The organism is Plesiomonas shigelloides, assembly GCF_900087055.1.
In the GTDB taxonomy this organism is placed as follows: Bacteria; Pseudomonadota; Gammaproteobacteria; order Enterobacterales; family CAMTGL01; genus Plesiomonas; species Plesiomonas shigelloides.
Genome location: NZ_LT575468.1, coordinates 1,107,985 through 1,123,967 on the forward strand (window position 1 = coordinate 1,107,985; position 15,983 = coordinate 1,123,967).

The following is a 15,983-nucleotide window of genomic DNA, read 5'->3' on the forward strand; positions in this document are numbered from 1 at the left end:
TTTAGCGGCGTGTACCACGGCGATAGGCGTGATAACGCGCTAACCAAGGCAGTAACCGTACAGGCAGACGTGCGCGTTTCCAATCTCCGGCTGCCGCTTTCATCCCTTCAGCATACGCGGGATAGGGAAACAGGGTTTTGAGCAAAAAATTCAGGCCGTGCTTGCCACGCATCGCCATAATGGCCGTCGCGAGTAAGCTTTCGCTATTTTCACCCACGATAGTGACACCCAGAATACGGTCTTTACCTTGTGCTGTCAGGATCTTAATAAAGCCCTGCGTATCATGTTCGGTAATGGCCCGATCAAGCTCATGCAGCGGATAGTGGGTGATATCGTAGGCCACGCCTGCACGCTCGGCGTCATCTTGCGTTAATCCTACCTGAGCGATTTGTGGTTGGGTAAATGTCAGGCGAGGGATCAGCGAATAGTCCACGTTCAGCTGTTTCCATTGACCAAACAGTGCATTGAGTACCGCATAGCCAGCCTGATGGGCGGCGAGGTGCGTAAACTGCGCCTGACCACTGACATCACCTGCAACCAAGATATTCGGGAGCAGAGTGTGCAGTCCCGCATCGGCCATGAGGGTGGCCGATGAATCAGGAATCAATCCGAGAGCCTCGAGGCCGTAACCGTGCAGGCGCGGTTTACGTCCGGTCGCCACCAACAGCAGATCGCCACACAGAGTATGTTGCTCTCCATCAGCACCTTGGATTTGCAGGATCTGCCGCTTCCCTTCTCGCTGACAAGAGAGAACCTGACTATGGGTATACAGATGAACGCCACTATCACGCAGTGCTTGCGCGATCAGCGCGGATGCCTGCGGGTCTTCTTTCATCAGCAGCCGTTCAGATTGCTGTACTAGGCTGACTTGGCTGCCTAATTCGCTAAGTGCTTGGCCTATTTCACAGGCGATAGGGCCACCACCGATGATCAGCACATGTTCAGGGGGGGCAGAGTACGCGCTTAATGTCTGCCATAAGGTTTCGGTTGTTTCAAAACCATTATCGTGTAGATCACTGCTCGGTAAATCATTGCCAATTAAACCGGGAATCGGTGGGATAACCGGCTCGGCACCCGTACACAGCAGGATATGGCGGCTTGTTAGCGCGTAAGGCGGGTGGCCGTCATTAGGCGTGATCTTGACTGTCCAAGGGTCTTGCAGTGCGGCATGACCAGCCACCACATCCACGCCGAGCGATTGATAGCGCTCGATGCTATCGTGGGGCGCAATCTCAGTAATGGCACGATTAACCGCGTGCATCACGGCGGCAAAATCCGGTTGTGGTGCGCAGGTCATAACCCCGGCTTGATGTGCTTGCCGGTTTTGTCTGGCTAAGCGGGCATAATGCAGTAAGGTCTTACTCGGTACACAGCCGGTATTCAGACAATCGCCGCCCATTTGTTTGGCTTCAACCAATGTCACCTTGGCTTGCAACGCGGAGCCGAGATAAGCCGAAACCAACCCCGCCGCTCCGCCACCAATCACAATCAGATTGCGATCAAAATGAGAGGGGGCGCGCCATGCTTGATAACGGCGGCGTACACGCAGCCATTGCAGTAAACGGCGAGTGAGTAAAGGAAACAAACCCAACAGAATCAGTGAACCCAACATGGCAGGCGACAGAATATCTTGTGGGCTATGTAGCTGGGCGAGTTGGGTGCCAGCGTTGGTGTAGACCACGGTCGCCGGTAACATCCCCAGTTGGCTGATCCAATAGTAAGTCCGCGTTTTCATGCGCGTTAGGCCGAGCAAAATGTTGACCAAGAAAAATGGAAATAGCGGGACTAACCGCAAGGTCAGCAGATAGAACGCGCCTTCTTTTTCCAGCCCGTCATTGATGGCAGCTAAGCGCTGTGGGAAGCGTGACTCCAAAGGTGCTTTAAACAGATAACGGGCGACTAAAAAGGCCAGTGTGGCGCCGATAGTGGAGGCAAACGAGACCAATAGCAGCCCAGAGCCGAGGCCGAACAAGGCGCCCGCCGCTAAGGTCATGATGGTCGCGCCTGGTAGCGAAAGCGCCACTACAACAATATAGAGCACAAAGACACTGACCCAAGCCTGTAGCGGTGCATGGGCCTGCCAATTGAGCAGGTATTGCTGACTGGCTTTCAGTTGGTCAAAGGTCAGGTACTGTGGCAGATCGGAGGTCAGATAGAGCGCAATCAGCGCAACCAGCACTAGAGTGAGTAGCAGTTTACGCATCATGAGCAGTTAACGTCCCGTGTCTTGGTCTGGTGAGCACGAAGAGATATCTCTGGCTTTTGGGCGAATGCATGGCCCAAACATAAAAAAGGTCATCTGACGGTTTATTCAGATGACCTCAGTATACCAAAGATTACAGAGCGTTACGGCATTGATGGAACAAATCGAGCTCCGGTTGATAGACCGATGTCTTGATATCCATCAGACCGAGCACCGAGTGGAACAGATTCCCTTGCGAAAACTGACCGGTGGCGGCCTCTTTTTGCAAACAAGACAGATTCAACTCTTTGCTTTTCACCAGCCCTGGAGAGAACCAGGTGATCAGCGGTACTGTGGTCTGTTCGGCAGGCGCTAAGTCGTAAGGCGTACCATGCAAATACAAGCCACTTTCGCCTAACGATTCACCGTGATCGGAAAGGTAAATTAATCCTGTACTGTATTTTCCGCTGAGCGCTTGTAATTTTTTAATGATCTGCGCAATGACATAATCTGTATACAAAATTGTATTGTCATAGGTGTTACGCAAGGCGGCATTGTCACAATTTTCAATATCGCTACGTGGGCAGTCAGGCACAAATACACGATGTGAAGGTGGATAACGTAAATAGTAAGTTGGCCCGTGGCTGCCGATTAAATGTAACGTTAATACCCGATCACCTTTCATGTTTTTGATGTCGTTATCAAAATTTTCTAATAACGCTTCATCGTAACAGGTCGAGCCATTACACAGCGGATTGGATTTGTCGGGGCTTAGGCTTTCGTGTGGAATTCGATCACACACCCCTTTACATCCACCATCATTATCTTTCCACAATAACGATACGCCAGCATGTTTTAAAATATCTAGCAATCCATCCTGATTATGAGCCAAGGCAGCATCATAATTATCATGTGTCATGACCGAGAACATACAAGGCACGGAAACTGCAGTGGCAGTACCACAAGAGCGGACATGTCGGAATGAAATGACACCTAAATCTTGGGTGTATTGATTCGTTGGTCGTGGGTAACCATTTAACTGGTAGTTCTGACTGCGGGCCGTTTCGCCCACCACCAGTACCAGCAGCGTGGGTTTGTCCTCGGCACCGCGTGCGCTGTCTTGTGCATCCATCCCCAGATGCTGAAATGGAATAGCTTTGGTGAAATAGCGCTCGTGAATATATTTATAAGTATTATTCACAAAGTAGGTGGGGATAATGTATTTCTTTAGGTCAGAATTGTTTCGCCCTACTGAAGCATAATCCTTATAAAGGAAAAATCCAATAATCAAGATAATGACGGCGGAGACTAAGATAGAGCACGATCGCCACAATAATGATTTGAATACATTGCGGGGATAAATAATTTTTATTTTCGCAAGCAGTAGTGAAGGTAATACACCTAAAAATAAAAACCACAGAGCAAATGACATGTTAAGATAAGAGTCTGCCTCATGAATATTGGTTTCGAAAATATTCTGAATCATCTCTTTATCAAAAATAACGCCATATTTCGTTGTGGCATAAGACACAACGGCTGATGTTAAAGTCAGCAGGATAAAAAATGGCTTAAGAAAATAGCGCCAATTAAATAGGCTGAAAATAATATTAAGCGCAGAAATTAAAAATACGGGAATAGAAATAGCAAAAGGAATACTGACTACGGGTGATGTTGAAAAAATAGCATAGAACCGCAGATATATTGGATAGTTAAGGATCAGTGCGTAATACACACTGATCAGCAACGTCAGTGTTGTGACACTAAGTTGCCACTGAGTACGGAGCATATTTTTAGTCATTTGGCTCACAGTAAAGCTAGCTGGAAAAGGGAATGTGCGATAACGCAAAGAAGGACAACACGCTCATGCTAAAGCAAATCAGTGTAAAACCGAATCGTCCGCGCACTATCAAGAGTGACTAAATTGTGTGGAAAGATTGCAGTGTGCCGGATGACAGATGACAACTGGACAAAAAGTCAGCGACTTGTATGCATGTGTAAGAAGGTAGCATTGTGTTACTGATGCGCTTGATGTGAGTGTGGGGCGCAAGAGAGAAAAGGCGTAAAACCCGGTTAGAGCGAAAATTGTTCTAACTGAAGTGTTTTTAAATAGAATTTAGAATATAACGAGAAAAATAATAAGCAGTGCGGCAAGCCGCACTGCTTAGAGGTGACGTAATAGCTATTACTTCTTGTAGCTAGTAGCCATGTTGTCCAGGCGCTGGTTAGCGCGAGCAGCTTCTGCTTTAGCATCTTGTACGTCGGTACGCAAAGAACCTACGTCAGTAGCCAGCTGGTCAACTTTGGTGTTCAGATCAGCAACGCTCTGCTCCAGCTTGGTGTTAGCACAACCAGCCAGCAGAGTGGAGCTCAGTACGATGGTACCCAGAATTAATTTGGTCTTGTTCATTATAGACTCCCTGTAGACACACACTTGAACTATATTCAAGCCTATACAAGTATTACGCAAATTTTGATCATTAGAAGTTTTTTTTTTCGATAAAACGAAAAATTCCCAAAAAGTTGAACGAGCTCTCATGATTTATATTACTAGTTGAAGAGTGGTCTACAATTTGGGATGATAGAGGGTTTTAACTGATTGATATATATGGCTGATATTTCGCTGCACTAAAACATAATTCTGTCAAGTTATATCAATAATGTGCAGGATGATGTGCTGCGGGTTATATCTTCAGACTATGGGGCTGCAAGAAAGTTCAGCAAAAAATATAAAATAAATGGATAAACAATAATCAATCTATATAGCACGTCTTTTACGTTAGTACCCTGGCACCATCTGAAATCGTGTGATACTGGTTGCATGAAAAGCATTATCGCAAGGGTAAGCTGGGGTTAACTTGGTGGTTAAATCTTGCGCAGAGGTTTACTTTTTCATACCTGTACCTAAAACAGTTAGCTCAAAATAGTTCGAGTGTGGGCATTTCTGTTGGGATTGGCACTGAGGCATCGGGCTATTATCTGGCTAGTGTTTGGCAGTTAATTAAGCATTGTGCGCAGCAAAGCGCTAATGTATGAAGGGAAAACACTAGGGGAAAAGTGCTACAGTCCTGCGGCTAAACCCGAATACTGCAATTGGAAAAGTTATAAAGGCGGCATCCTATCGATCCTGCCGCCTCTAACTCCGCTCTACCGCTTAACTCACTATGCGCGATGCCCACATGCTGTATCTGTAAGGGTAAATCGCGCTCAAGTGTAGGTTAAATCATCATTGCTCTATCACTCAGTACATATCCACTACATATCAGCCAGTGCATAACAGTGCCGTTATGAGTTCGTACTAGCACAGTACAAAATGCAGCACGAACAATTGTGGTTCATGAGGGTAGATATCTCGGATCACTTGCTGCAGCTCACTGAGTGACATATTTTCCTGACGCGCGTGCTCAGCATTGAGCTGTGCCAGCGTGACGGGCTCAATTGAGGTGATCTGCAAGCGGCAAAACCATTCGTCCTCTGGATTGGTATAGACCTCCAAAAGTTGGCCGACCTGTAGAGTACTTGCTTCTTGCGCATCACGGATAGTGATGGTTTTGCGGCCGGCTAAAATGTCGTCACGAAAGCGGGTATAAAAACTGAATTTCACCGGATCTGAAGGGATCATCGAAGTCGTCATAACATGTCCTAACGAGAGGCACCGAACCACCGGCACCAAAGATAAAATGATGGCATAGAGCATGATTGAATTGCAGCGCTATTCTGCCAGTACAGATGACATAACAGGGTGGAAATCTATCTTTTCATGCTTTTTTGTCTCTAATTTCAGCTGGTTGCCTTTTTTTGCAGCAGTCAGAGGGAAGTTGCTGTATTTCATGTTGACCCGCCCCACACTTTTCCGTATATTTCGCTGCGTCCGCTGCTGATGAGTAAACGTAATCGCAACGGCACAAAATTTGGTGAGGTGTCCGAGAGGCTGAAGGAGCACGCCTGGAAAGTGTGTATACGGCAACGTATCGAGGGTTCGAATCCCTCCCTCACCGCCAAATTGATAGCCCAGCTGATTTAATCAGCTGGGCTTTTTGCTTTTATTCGCAGCGCATTTTCTTTTTACCTAGCCGACTTGCCTTCACATCTCCTCCACTCGTTATTTCACACTGTAAGCCTGTAGCTGTTCGACCAACAGATCGATAAAACCTTGGCGCTCAACACCCAACAAAACCGTAGCATTAGGCTCGAGCGGGCTTAGGCGGTATCTATCCACCACCGTCATACCAACAGTGTAGTGGCCCTGCGTCTCGACGCTTACGTGACATTCGATACCATTAAACAGCTCAGGACGCAGTAACCAGGCAATGGTGCACGGGTCATGTAACGGCGCACCGACAAAGCCCCATTTCGGATCGCGGTGATAAATCATGAAAAAGTCGAGCAGTTCAGCCACAGTGCGGGCGATAGGGTTCGTGATGGCACGAATACGTTCGATATCCTCATCCATCACTTGCGCGGCGTGTGTGACATCTAGCCCACACATGGTGATCGGCACGCCTGCGCTAAACACCATTTCTGCCGCTTCCGGATCGACATAAATATTGAACTCAGCCGCCGGTGTCCAGTTCCCCGGACCGGCGCTCCCGCCCATCAGTACAATCCGTGCAATCTTCGCCTTGAGCTCGGGATGGGCACTGAGCAGCAGTGCAATGTTAGTGAGTGGGCCGGTCGGTACCAGCGTTATCGGCTCGGTGCTCGCACGCAAGGTTTTGGCCATCAATTCGACCGCCGTTAAGGCTTGTGGCGCAAATCCCGGCTCAGGTAGGGCAGGGCCGTCGAGACCGGATTCGCCGTGAACGTTATCGGCAATGATCAGCTCGCGCAGCAGCGGCTTGGGCGCGCCGCCAGCCACAGGAATATCGTGACGACCTAACAAGGTGAGGATGCGCAGGGCATTGCGCAGCGTTTTATTGGGGGTTTGGTTACCGGCGCTGGTGGTTACGGCGAGTACGTTCAGCTTCGGGCTGGCTAGCGCAAGAATGAGCGCAATGGCATCGTCATGGCCAGGATCGCAATCAATAATGATAGGCAAAGCCTTATCCATAGCTATTTCTCCTGTTACGGCTACGGCGGGAAATAGCTTACCCTACCAGTCTCAGACGCACCTTTCCGGCGCTCGGTTCACACTTATCTTTAGTAGGGGGGAGGGAGTGATTCGTATGCGGGAGATAACGCTTGGCGCGCGGTGAGGGGGCGAAAGGATGTGAGGGAGTAAAAAAGTAAGAGTATGCGAGAAGGCGAGAAGGCGCTATCGAGCACACCATCGAGCAAAATAATAAAGCCCCGTCAGGATCACTCCCGACGGGGCTTTTAAAGCAAAAAACAGCAGGGTAAATGCGTTATACGTTGAACAGGAAGCTGGCTAATAGTTAGTCTCACATCCTTTGATTGTTGATCGTTTTTATATTAAATCTCTTTAAAACATATGCTTTGATTTTTTGTGTAGCGGTGCACTCCTCACCGGAGGAATATAAATGGCGGTACAATACATGAGTCCCAGCGTACACAGACGCTGGGACCGTGTTATAAGAACGATTGCAGCGAGCTGATTTTCCCTTGTTGCCAGTTGGCTTCCGACTGACGCAGTGCGTTGCTGATATCCGCCAGTTTGTCTGATGGCAATGTCTTCGGCAGCAGGTCTATGCCCACGCTGGAGATAATCTGTCCGTAAGTGTTACGCAGTTCAGCGTAGGCCAGATCCTGGCGCAGATCGGCGTTCAGCGCATTTAGTTCGCCCTGAATCAATTGTAACTCACCGATGCTGTTCGCCTTGTAGCGGTTACGTAGTTGCTGAACGATTTGCCCGTCCAGATCACGCAACTCTGTGCTGGTTTTATACTGACGCAGTGCTTCGTTGTAGTTGGCACGCGCCACGTACAGTTGCGCCATGATTGCCAGCGATATCGCCTGACGCTGTAACTCGCCTACCTGTTCGTTGGCCTTCGCGGTACTGTGCGCTGCAGGGCCAGAAATCAAGTTGAATAGGTTCCATGTAGCTTTCACTCCCACCTCGGCCCAACTGTTGTTGACCAAAAATGAGTTGCTGTCGTAGTAGCCCCCTGCGCTAATCTCGATACCCGGCAGCATACGCAACAGCGCTTTACGGGTTTCGGCGGCGTTAATACGTACCTGATAATCTTGCTCACGTAGTTCCGGGCGGCTGACCAGCGCAGTCTCTTCTAGGATTTTTTGATCTACATTCAGCAGTGGAACTGTCTCGTCGCCGCTGGTGGGTAGTGCCAGTTTATATTGTGTGTCCAGCGGTAGGCTCATCAGCGTGGCTAGTTCAGTTTTTGCCAGTGACAGTGCACGGCGCTGTTCTTCCAGTTGGCGGGTGGCCTCAATCAGCGCCCGACGATAGCTCAAAGCTTCAACCTGGTCGCCGACCTGCTGAGCAGTCATCTGCTCGCTGGCTTCACGCGCCTGGTTTACTCGGTCAATCAGCGTATCGATCTGGCCGAGCAGACGCTCAGCGGCAACCGCTCGCCAGTAGGCGGAACGGACATCCTGCAAAATGGTGTGTACCACCTTGCGTTTACGTTCTTCGGCAATCCAGCGCTGATCCGATTTCTGTTTCGCGCTAACGTAGCTAACGCCAAAGTCGAGCACGTTCCACACCATCGTCAGGTCTGCCACATTACGGTCACGATCTTGTGAGGTGGACGGTTCCAGAGATGTTTGTCCGGTCTCTACGCTACGGCTACTGGAGGCGCTGACGTTGTTGCGCCCCACATAGCCCGCCGAAGCCGCCAGCTTCGGCAGCATGTCATAACGTGAGAGATCCAGTTGCTGTTGGGCCAGAGCGCTTTCCATGACTTTTAAACGTGATTCGAGGTTGTATTTCAGCGCGCGTGCCATTGCGTCATACAGGGTGATCGGCGCAGTAACCGGCTCTTGCTGGCTGAACATGGCTACCCGATCCAGCTGGATGCGCTGTGCACTCTCTTTTGGCGTTATTGGGTTGCTGGTTACAGCACATCCATTTAGCGCTATGGCCAATAAGCTTAACGCAAAAAGCTTGCGGCAGTTATGTATTGTTTCGCTGCTGCTCACCGTTGTCACCACCGACAACCGGTTTGCTACCATCACGGTCACCATAGAATTAATTCCTTTTAATCTAGTCTTGTAGTTATTAGCCCTGCAGCTGACTTTGCTCGAACAAAGCCTGTGCAATGGCTGACAGCCGTTGTCCTTCAGCCTCGCCTATGTGTTGTAATTGCCGGGGGAACGATGGGGTAAACGCGGTAGTAGCTTGTTCTGGCCCCAGCTCTGTCGCTCCCTGTGCATGCAGATTGATATCTTTCCAGCTACCGCCAGTAAACACTTCCATCGGTGTCAGTGAAGGTAAATAAATGTCGGAGAAGACGCTGGCCAGTGACGAGGTGCCGCCCTGCGCTGGGTCTTTGCTAAAGCTGGGGAAGGAGCCCAGTGAACTCTCAAAATGGCTGCTGAATGATGAGCTGTGCCTGAAGATATTAGCTACGTCACTCTTAGTCGCATCTTCCCCGCTGACTCCATCACTAGTGGCAGTGAAGATGGATGCCATTATCGAACTGCTCCCAGCGGTGTGTCCGGCATTAAAGCTGCCGAGAGAGGAGGAGGTAATCCATGTATTGAGCGGCGGTGTGCCAGCCACTTGGGACTGGATTGTAGGTACTCGGCTGTCCACCGGGCGTGATCCGTTCGTACCATCTGATATACGGAATTGCGGATCGCCGCTGGATAATGTTGGCGCATCGTTCACCGGTGTTACGTTGAGAGTCATTGTCCCGGTATTCGCGGACAATGCCGTACCGTCACTCACTTGCCAGGTAAAGGCGGCATAACCGGCACCGTTGGCATTCGCGGTCGGGCGGAAGGTCAGTTTGCTGATATCCGCCGCGCTGACCACTGCACCATTGCCCAGTAACGTATCACCGCTGTCGCGAACACCGTCGTTGTTGGCGTCAATAAACAGCTCACCGGCAGTGGGTGCGGTGACAATAGTGATGGATTGCAGGGTATCGCTGCTGTCCACATCGCTAAAACCAAAGTCTGCGGGGTTAAAGGTCTGGACGCTATTCTCATTGACGGTTTTACTGACCGAGGTATTGCTGATGACTGGCGCATCGTTCACCGGTGTGACATTAAGTGTCATCGTCCCGGTATTGGCGGACAACGCCGTACCATCGCTGACCTGCCAGGTAAAGGCGGCATAACCGGCACCGTTGGCGTTCGCGGTCGGGCGGAAGGTCAGTTTGCTGATATTGGCCGCGCTGACCACTGCACCATTGCCCAGTAACGTATCACCGCTGTCGCGAACACCGTCGTTGTTGGCATCAATAAACAGCTCACCGGCAGCGGGGGCGGTGACGATAGTGATGGATTGCAGGGTATCGATGCTGTCCGCATCGCTGAAACCAAAGTCCGCAGGGTTAAAGGTCTGGACGCTATTCTCATTGACGGTTTTACTGACCGAGGTATTGCTGATGACTGGCGCATCGTTCACCGGTGTGACATTAAGTGTCATCGTCCCGGTATTGGCGGACAACGCCGTACCATCGCTGACCTGCCAGGTAAAGGCGGCATAACCGGCACCGTTGGCGTTCGCGGTCGGGCGGAAGGTCAGTTTGCTGATATTGGCCGCGCTGACCACTGCACCATTGCCCAGTAACGTATCACCGCTGTCGCGAACACCGTCGTTGTTGGCATCAATAAACAGCTCACCGGCAGCGGGGGCGGTGACGATAGTGATGGATTGCAGGGTATCGATGCTGTCCGCATCGCTAAAACCAAAGTCCGCAGGGTTAAAGGTCTGGACGCTATTCTCATTGACGGTTTTACTGACCGAGGTATTGCTGATGACTGGCGCATCGTTCACCGGTGTGACATTAAGTGTCATCGTCCCGGTATTGGCGGACAACGCCGTACCATCGCTGACCTGCCAGGTAAAGGCGGCATAACCGGCACCGTTGGCGTTCGCGGTCGGGCGGAAGGTCAGTTTGCTGATATCCGCCGCGCTGACCACTGCACCATTGCCCAGTAATGTATCGCCGACACCACGGACACCGTCGTTGTTGGCGTCAATAAACAGCTCACCTGCGCTCGGTGCGGTGACGATGGTGATGGATTGCAGGGTATCGCCGCTGTCCACATCGCTAAAACCAAAGTCCGCGGGGTTAAAGGTCTGGGCGCTATCCTCATTGACGGTTTTACTGATCGAGGTATTGCTGATGACTGGCGCATCGTTAACTGGCGTTACGTTAAGGGTCATCGTTCCTGTATTGGCGGACAACGCCGTACCATCGCTGACCTGCCAGGTAAAGGACGCATAACCGGCACCGTTGGCGTTCGCGGTCGGGCGGAAGGTCAGTTTGCTGATATCCGCCGCGCTGACCACTGCACCATTGCCAAGTAACGTATCACCGCTGTCGCGAACACCGTCATTGTTGGCGTCAATAAACAGCTCACCGGCAGCGGGGGCGGTGACGATAGTGATGGATTGCAGGGTATCGCCGCTGTCCACATCGCTAAAACCAAAGTCCGCAGGGTTAAAGGTCTGGACGCTATCCTCATTGATGGTTTTACTGACCGAGGTATTGCTGATAACCGGCGCATCATTAACTGGAGCTACGTTAAAGGTCATCGTCCCAGTATTGGCGGACAACGCCGTACCATCACTGACCTGCCAGGTAAAGGCGGCATAACCGGCACCGTTGGCGTTCGCGGATGGGCGGAAGGTCAGTTTACTGATATCCGCCGCGCTGACCACTGCACCATTGCCAAGTAACGTATCACCGCTGTCGCGAACACCGTCGTTATTGGCGTCAATAAACAGCTCACCTGCGCTCGGTGCGGTGACGATAGTGATGGATTGCAGGGTATCGCCGCTGTCCACATCGCTAAAACCAAAGTCCGCAGGGTTAAAGGTCTGGACGCTATCCTCATTGATGGTTTTACTGACCGAGGTATTGCTGATAACCGGCGCATCATTAACTGGAGCTACGTTAAAGGTCATCGTCCCAGTATTGGCGGACAACGCCGTACCATCACTGACCTGCCAGGTAAAGGCGGCATAACCGGCACCGTTGGCGTTCGCGGATGGGCGGAAGGTCAGTTTACTGATATCCGCCGCGCTGACCACTGCACCATTGCCAAGTAACGTATCACCGCTGTCGCGAACACCGTCGTTATTGGCGTCAATAAACAGCTCACCTGCGCTCGGTGCGGTGACGATAGTGATGGATTGCAGGGTATCGCCGCTGTCCACATCGCTAAAACCAAAGTCCGCGGGGTTAAAGGTCTGGGGGCTATCCTCATTGACGGTTTTACTGACCGAGGTATTGCTGATAACCGGCGCATCGTTCACCGGTGTTACGTTGAGTGTCATCGTCCCGGTATTGGTGGACAGCGCCGTACCGTCACTGACCTGCCAGGTAAAGGCGGCATAACCGGCACCGTTGGCGTTCGCGGTCGGGCGGAAGGTCAGTTTGCTGATATCCGCCGCGCTGACCACTGCACCATTGCTAAGTAACGTATCACCGCTGTCGCGAACACCGTCGTTGTTGGCATCAATAAACAGCTCACCGGCAGCGGGGGCGGTGACGATAGTGATGGATTGCAGGGTATCGCTGCTGTCCACATCGCTGAAACCAAAATCGGCAGCGTTAAAGGTCTGGACGCTATTCTCATTGACGGTTTTACTGACCGAGGTATTGCTGATGACTGGCGCATCGTTCACCGGTGTGACATTAAGTGTCATCGTCCCGGTATTGGCGGACAACGCCGTACCATCGCTGACCTGCCAGGTAAAGGCGGCATAACCGGCACCGTTGGCGTTCGCGGTCGGGCGGAAGGTCAGTCTACTGATATCCGCCGCGCTGACCACTGCACCATTGCCAAGTAACGTATCACCGCTGTCGCGAACACCGTCGTTGTTGGCATCAATAAACAGCTCACCGGCAGCGGGGGCGGTGACGATAGTGATGGATTGCAGGGTATCACCGCTGTCCACATCGCTAAAACCAAAGTCTGCGGGGTTAAAGGTCTGGACGCTATCCTCATTGACGGTTTTACTGACCGAGGTATTGCTGATGACTGGCGCATCATTGACGGCAGTAACCGTCACCTGACAGCTAAGATTGGGCGATGCCGTATTATTCGAGCCGCCGCTGTCGGTTAGCTGGCTTAACGTCACCGTGCGTGATGTCTCTGTGGGGGTTTCACTGCTGTTACGGTAGGTTATCCCTGACAGTAGCGTGCTCATATTGGCATCCGAGAGGGAAGCACCTGTTAGCGTCACTGTTGCCGTATTGCCATGCTTGCTGACGCTGACGGTGCCGTAACCACTGCCGAGAGAGAGTTGAGTTCCGTTAGTGAGGGTAATGTCCACGCCGTTAATGGTCAGGTATTCGGTGGTATCAGTCACATTACTGACAGTAAACACCGCGCCGCTAAACGTTTGCCCGCTGTCATTGGTTGTGGCCGATATGCCTGAAAACAGGTTAATGCCAGAGCCATTTTCCGTGTAGGTAGGATTGGTCGCGCTGCCGATAACAGAGGGCGCGGAATCTGTTGATACATCAACGGATGTGAACGTGAAGACTATTGTCCCATTAGTAAACCCGCCAGCCCCTACATTAATATGGATGGTTTTGCCGGAAACCGTGGCAGTCACATCGTTGGCGTTGTCCCCGGAACTGAAGGTCTTGGTAATACCGGTAAAATGGTCAAGACTGCCGCCCTGAAATACCAGGTCAAACGCGGTGTCCAGCGATGCGCCACTGCTGTAAGTAATCGTAACCGTATTATTCGTCGGGTCGATATCAATCGGATTACTATTGTTATCAAATTCAACACTGCTACCTACCGGCGTCGAAGCATAGTGCTCCGTTGCCGGATTATAATACGCGGTCACCGTGACCGAGGTGCTATTCACCGACAACAGATTGTTATAACTGCTGATAACTAAATCCTGTACGCCAATCTCTCCGGTATGAAATTCTGTTACCCAATCACCACCGAGCGCCGCTGCCCCTGTTGGGTTGGTTGACGCCGCCACATCTGCCGAGGTCAACTGCGCCAGCAGAGAAGCAAACTGTTGTCCGGATGCCTGCGCTACATCACAGCCATACAGCAGGAGATCGCCATCAGCATTTAATGCCGCACCGAGCGTCGCCAGATTATTGGCCCGTGCCTGAGCGGTAGCACTGTTTAACGTCAGGGTTCCGAGTTGTGCTGCACCCTCACTACCATGGCTGAGCACATGAATGGCATCGTAGCCGCTGTGCGTTTGCGCCCATACGGCCATCTGTGTCAAACCATCTTTGCTGCCGTCCAGTAATACGACTTCCATCCCGGCCGGAACGTTGGCAACCAGCGTCTGATAACCCGCCACCGAGGTATCGATAAACACCACTTCTTTGTGTACGGTAGCCCCCGCGACTGCCGCAACATCGCTGCCATTTGAAGCGGTACTTGTCGTTGAGTTACTGTCAGTCGAATGACTGTCAGTTGAGGTATTCTTGGTGGCTGAACTCTGATTGCCAGCATCCTGGCCCGCATGACTACTACTACTATCAGACTGAGATGCCGTCTCAGCCGACGTCGTGTGGGCAGTCGTGCTGGCCGTTTGGGGCTCGGTAGTGTGCGTATCTGTCGTCTGCTCGACTGTGGCTGCAATTGCGCCGTCAAACAGCATACGGGCTTCCAGCACATAACCGCAGACAAAAGGTTGTACAGCCGTTTCAGATATAGCGACTGGTTGAGCCTGCTTTTTAAAAAATTGACGCCACAGCATAAAAAACTCCGACGCTTATCGGTAATTAACGACAGATACATTCAACTTAATTAACCGGTTTATACGACGTTTGCCTTTGCCGGTTCTAATCATCTGGCAAGGAAGCCAGGCAACCTTGCCAGAGACATAAGACTCAATCTCTTGGTGGATAGAGCCCCAAAACAGCAATACAAGGCAACAAGGTCAGTGACTGCGGCCGAATATCCACTGGCGCGGCCGCAGGAAGATTAGGCTGCACGCTAACAGACCCGCCGGTCGGCACTTTAAAGGTGAAAGCAGCGGTTCCCGCCGAGCCAGACACGGTCGTGTCGACAGGTGCTGATGCCGTTACCGGGCTCGGTTTCGTCTGCGAGAACAATCCGGTAAAACTGACGTTATAACTTGATAAGCCATTAATCGCTTTGGCCGTCAGGGCACCAAGATAGTTATTGGTTCCTGTCGGTACAGGGGTTGTCGTCGCCGTACCGCTAGCGGTCGTGACGAGCGGTAGTGAGGCTCCCACACTTAAGGTGCTCGGCTGTGCCGGAACAGTGACATCAACTGACGACCCACCGGGTGTAAAGGTAGCTGGATGGATATGCGGCGCAATCTGGTTGTTCGATAGTGTTACGGAGGCCATACCGGCTTTTGCCCCTATATTATTGGAGTCGGCACGACCAGAACCTTGACCAAGAGGAAAACGGCCGCGTAAATCAGGCACATTAAACGTTGTTTTGCCATCGCCACCGTAGACGGTGCTTAATAAGGAATAAAGTGCGTTATTCTGCTGAATATTCAGTGAACGTCCGTCCGCTGGCACAAAACCGGCGGGACAAAATTGTGCTGCGGTATAACAGATAGATCCAATATATTCTTCTGAACTACAGGCTGAGGCAATCTGAGGCCATAAAATACCGCCAACCATGGCTACAGTTATTGCTGTTTGGGTAAGAACCTTCTTAGCATGCATCATGGATATCTCTCCTTGCTATCCTAAAGCTTTAGCTATGCGATTTATTGGGCTAATTATCGGTATCTCGC

General features: G+C 51.2%; 8 protein-coding genes and 1 tRNA gene. 1 reads left to right on the forward strand and 8 read right to left on the reverse strand.

The genetic code is table 11. The features are described 5' to 3' along the window. Nucleotide 1: 1 nt before the first annotated feature. From NCTC9997_RS04855 to yqfB, 4 genes are all read right to left on the reverse strand, one after another. Nucleotides 2-2,206 carry an FAD-dependent oxidoreductase gene (locus NCTC9997_RS04855; protein ID WP_230405854.1) on the reverse strand — a complete coding sequence of 735 codons (2,205 nt, stop codon included), beginning with the start codon at nucleotides 2,204-2,206 and terminating at the stop codon, nucleotides 2-4. A 130-nt stretch (nucleotides 2,207-2,336) separates the two neighbouring features. After that, complete coding sequence (locus NCTC9997_RS04860) at nucleotides 2,337-3,980, reverse strand: phosphoethanolamine transferase (RefSeq protein WP_064977462.1); 1,644 nt, start codon at nucleotides 3,978-3,980, stop codon at nucleotides 2,337-2,339. Nucleotides 3,981-4,364: 384 nt separating this feature from the next. Further along, nucleotides 4,365-4,589: an LPP leucine zipper domain-containing protein gene (locus NCTC9997_RS04865; protein WP_010862069.1), complete on the reverse strand. Its 225-nt coding sequence runs from the start codon at nucleotides 4,587-4,589 to the stop codon at nucleotides 4,365-4,367. A gap of 888 nt (nucleotides 4,590-5,477) precedes the next feature. Further along, nucleotides 5,478-5,813: a N(4)-acetylcytidine aminohydrolase gene (yqfB, locus tag NCTC9997_RS04870; protein ID WP_064977463.1), complete on the reverse strand. Its 336-nt coding sequence runs from the start codon at nucleotides 5,811-5,813 to the stop codon at nucleotides 5,478-5,480. Between the two features lie 279 nt (nucleotides 5,814-6,092). On the opposite strand from yqfB, the gene NCTC9997_RS04875 reads away from it, so the two are divergent. After that, nucleotides 6,093-6,180 (forward strand) — tRNA-Ser (locus NCTC9997_RS04875). Between the two features lie 101 nt (nucleotides 6,181-6,281). Here NCTC9997_RS04875 and rihA read toward each other — a convergent pair. The 4 genes from rihA to NCTC9997_RS04895 form a co-directional block, all read right to left on the reverse strand. Continuing rightward, a complete protein-coding gene (rihA, locus tag NCTC9997_RS04880) occupies nucleotides 6,282-7,229 on the reverse strand; it encodes a pyrimidine-specific ribonucleoside hydrolase RihA (RefSeq protein ID WP_064977464.1) in 948 nt (315 codons plus the stop codon). A gap of 479 nt (nucleotides 7,230-7,708) precedes the next feature. Then, on the reverse strand, nucleotides 7,709-9,283 hold the full coding sequence (locus NCTC9997_RS04885) for a TolC family protein (protein WP_230405855.1): 1,575 nt from the start codon (nucleotides 9,281-9,283) through the stop codon (nucleotides 7,709-7,711). A gap of 34 nt (nucleotides 9,284-9,317) precedes the next feature. Further along, nucleotides 9,318-14,963: a tandem-95 repeat protein gene (locus NCTC9997_RS04890; protein WP_064977465.1), complete on the reverse strand. Its 5,646-nt coding sequence runs from the start codon at nucleotides 14,961-14,963 to the stop codon at nucleotides 9,318-9,320. Nucleotides 14,964-15,096: 133 nt separating this feature from the next. Then, nucleotides 15,097-15,915, reverse strand: coding sequence for a phage tail protein (locus tag NCTC9997_RS04895; RefSeq protein WP_064977466.1), 819 nt, complete (start codon nucleotides 15,913-15,915; stop codon nucleotides 15,097-15,099). Between the last annotated feature and the right edge of the window lie 68 nt (nucleotides 15,916-15,983).

Bases quoted from the DNA above. Each gene is read 5' to 3' on its own strand.
- NCTC9997_RS04855 (WP_230405854.1), bottom strand. From the start codon at position 2,206: ATGATGCGTAAACTGCTACTCACTCTAGTGCTGGTTGCGCTGATTGCG.
- NCTC9997_RS04860 (WP_064977462.1), bottom strand. From the start codon at position 3,980: ATGACTAAAAATATGCTCCGTACTCAGTGGCAACTTAGTGTCACAACA.
- NCTC9997_RS04865 (WP_010862069.1), bottom strand. From the start codon at position 4,589: ATGAACAAGACCAAATTAATTCTGGGTACCATCGTACTGAGCTCCACT.
- yqfB (WP_064977463.1), bottom strand. From the start codon at position 5,813: ATGACGACTTCGATGATCCCTTCAGATCCGGTGAAATTCAGTTTTTAT.
- rihA (WP_064977464.1), bottom strand. From the start codon at position 7,229: ATGGATAAGGCTTTGCCTATCATTATTGATTGCGATCCTGGCCATGAC.
- NCTC9997_RS04885 (WP_230405855.1), bottom strand. From the start codon at position 9,283: ATGGTGACCGTGATGGTAGCAAACCGGTTGTCGGTGGTGACAACGGTG.
- NCTC9997_RS04890 (WP_064977465.1), bottom strand. From the start codon at position 14,963: ATGCTGTGGCGTCAATTTTTTAAAAAGCAGGCTCAACCAGTCGCTATA.
- NCTC9997_RS04895 (WP_064977466.1), bottom strand. From the start codon at position 15,915: ATGATGCATGCTAAGAAGGTTCTTACCCAAACAGCAATAACTGTAGCC.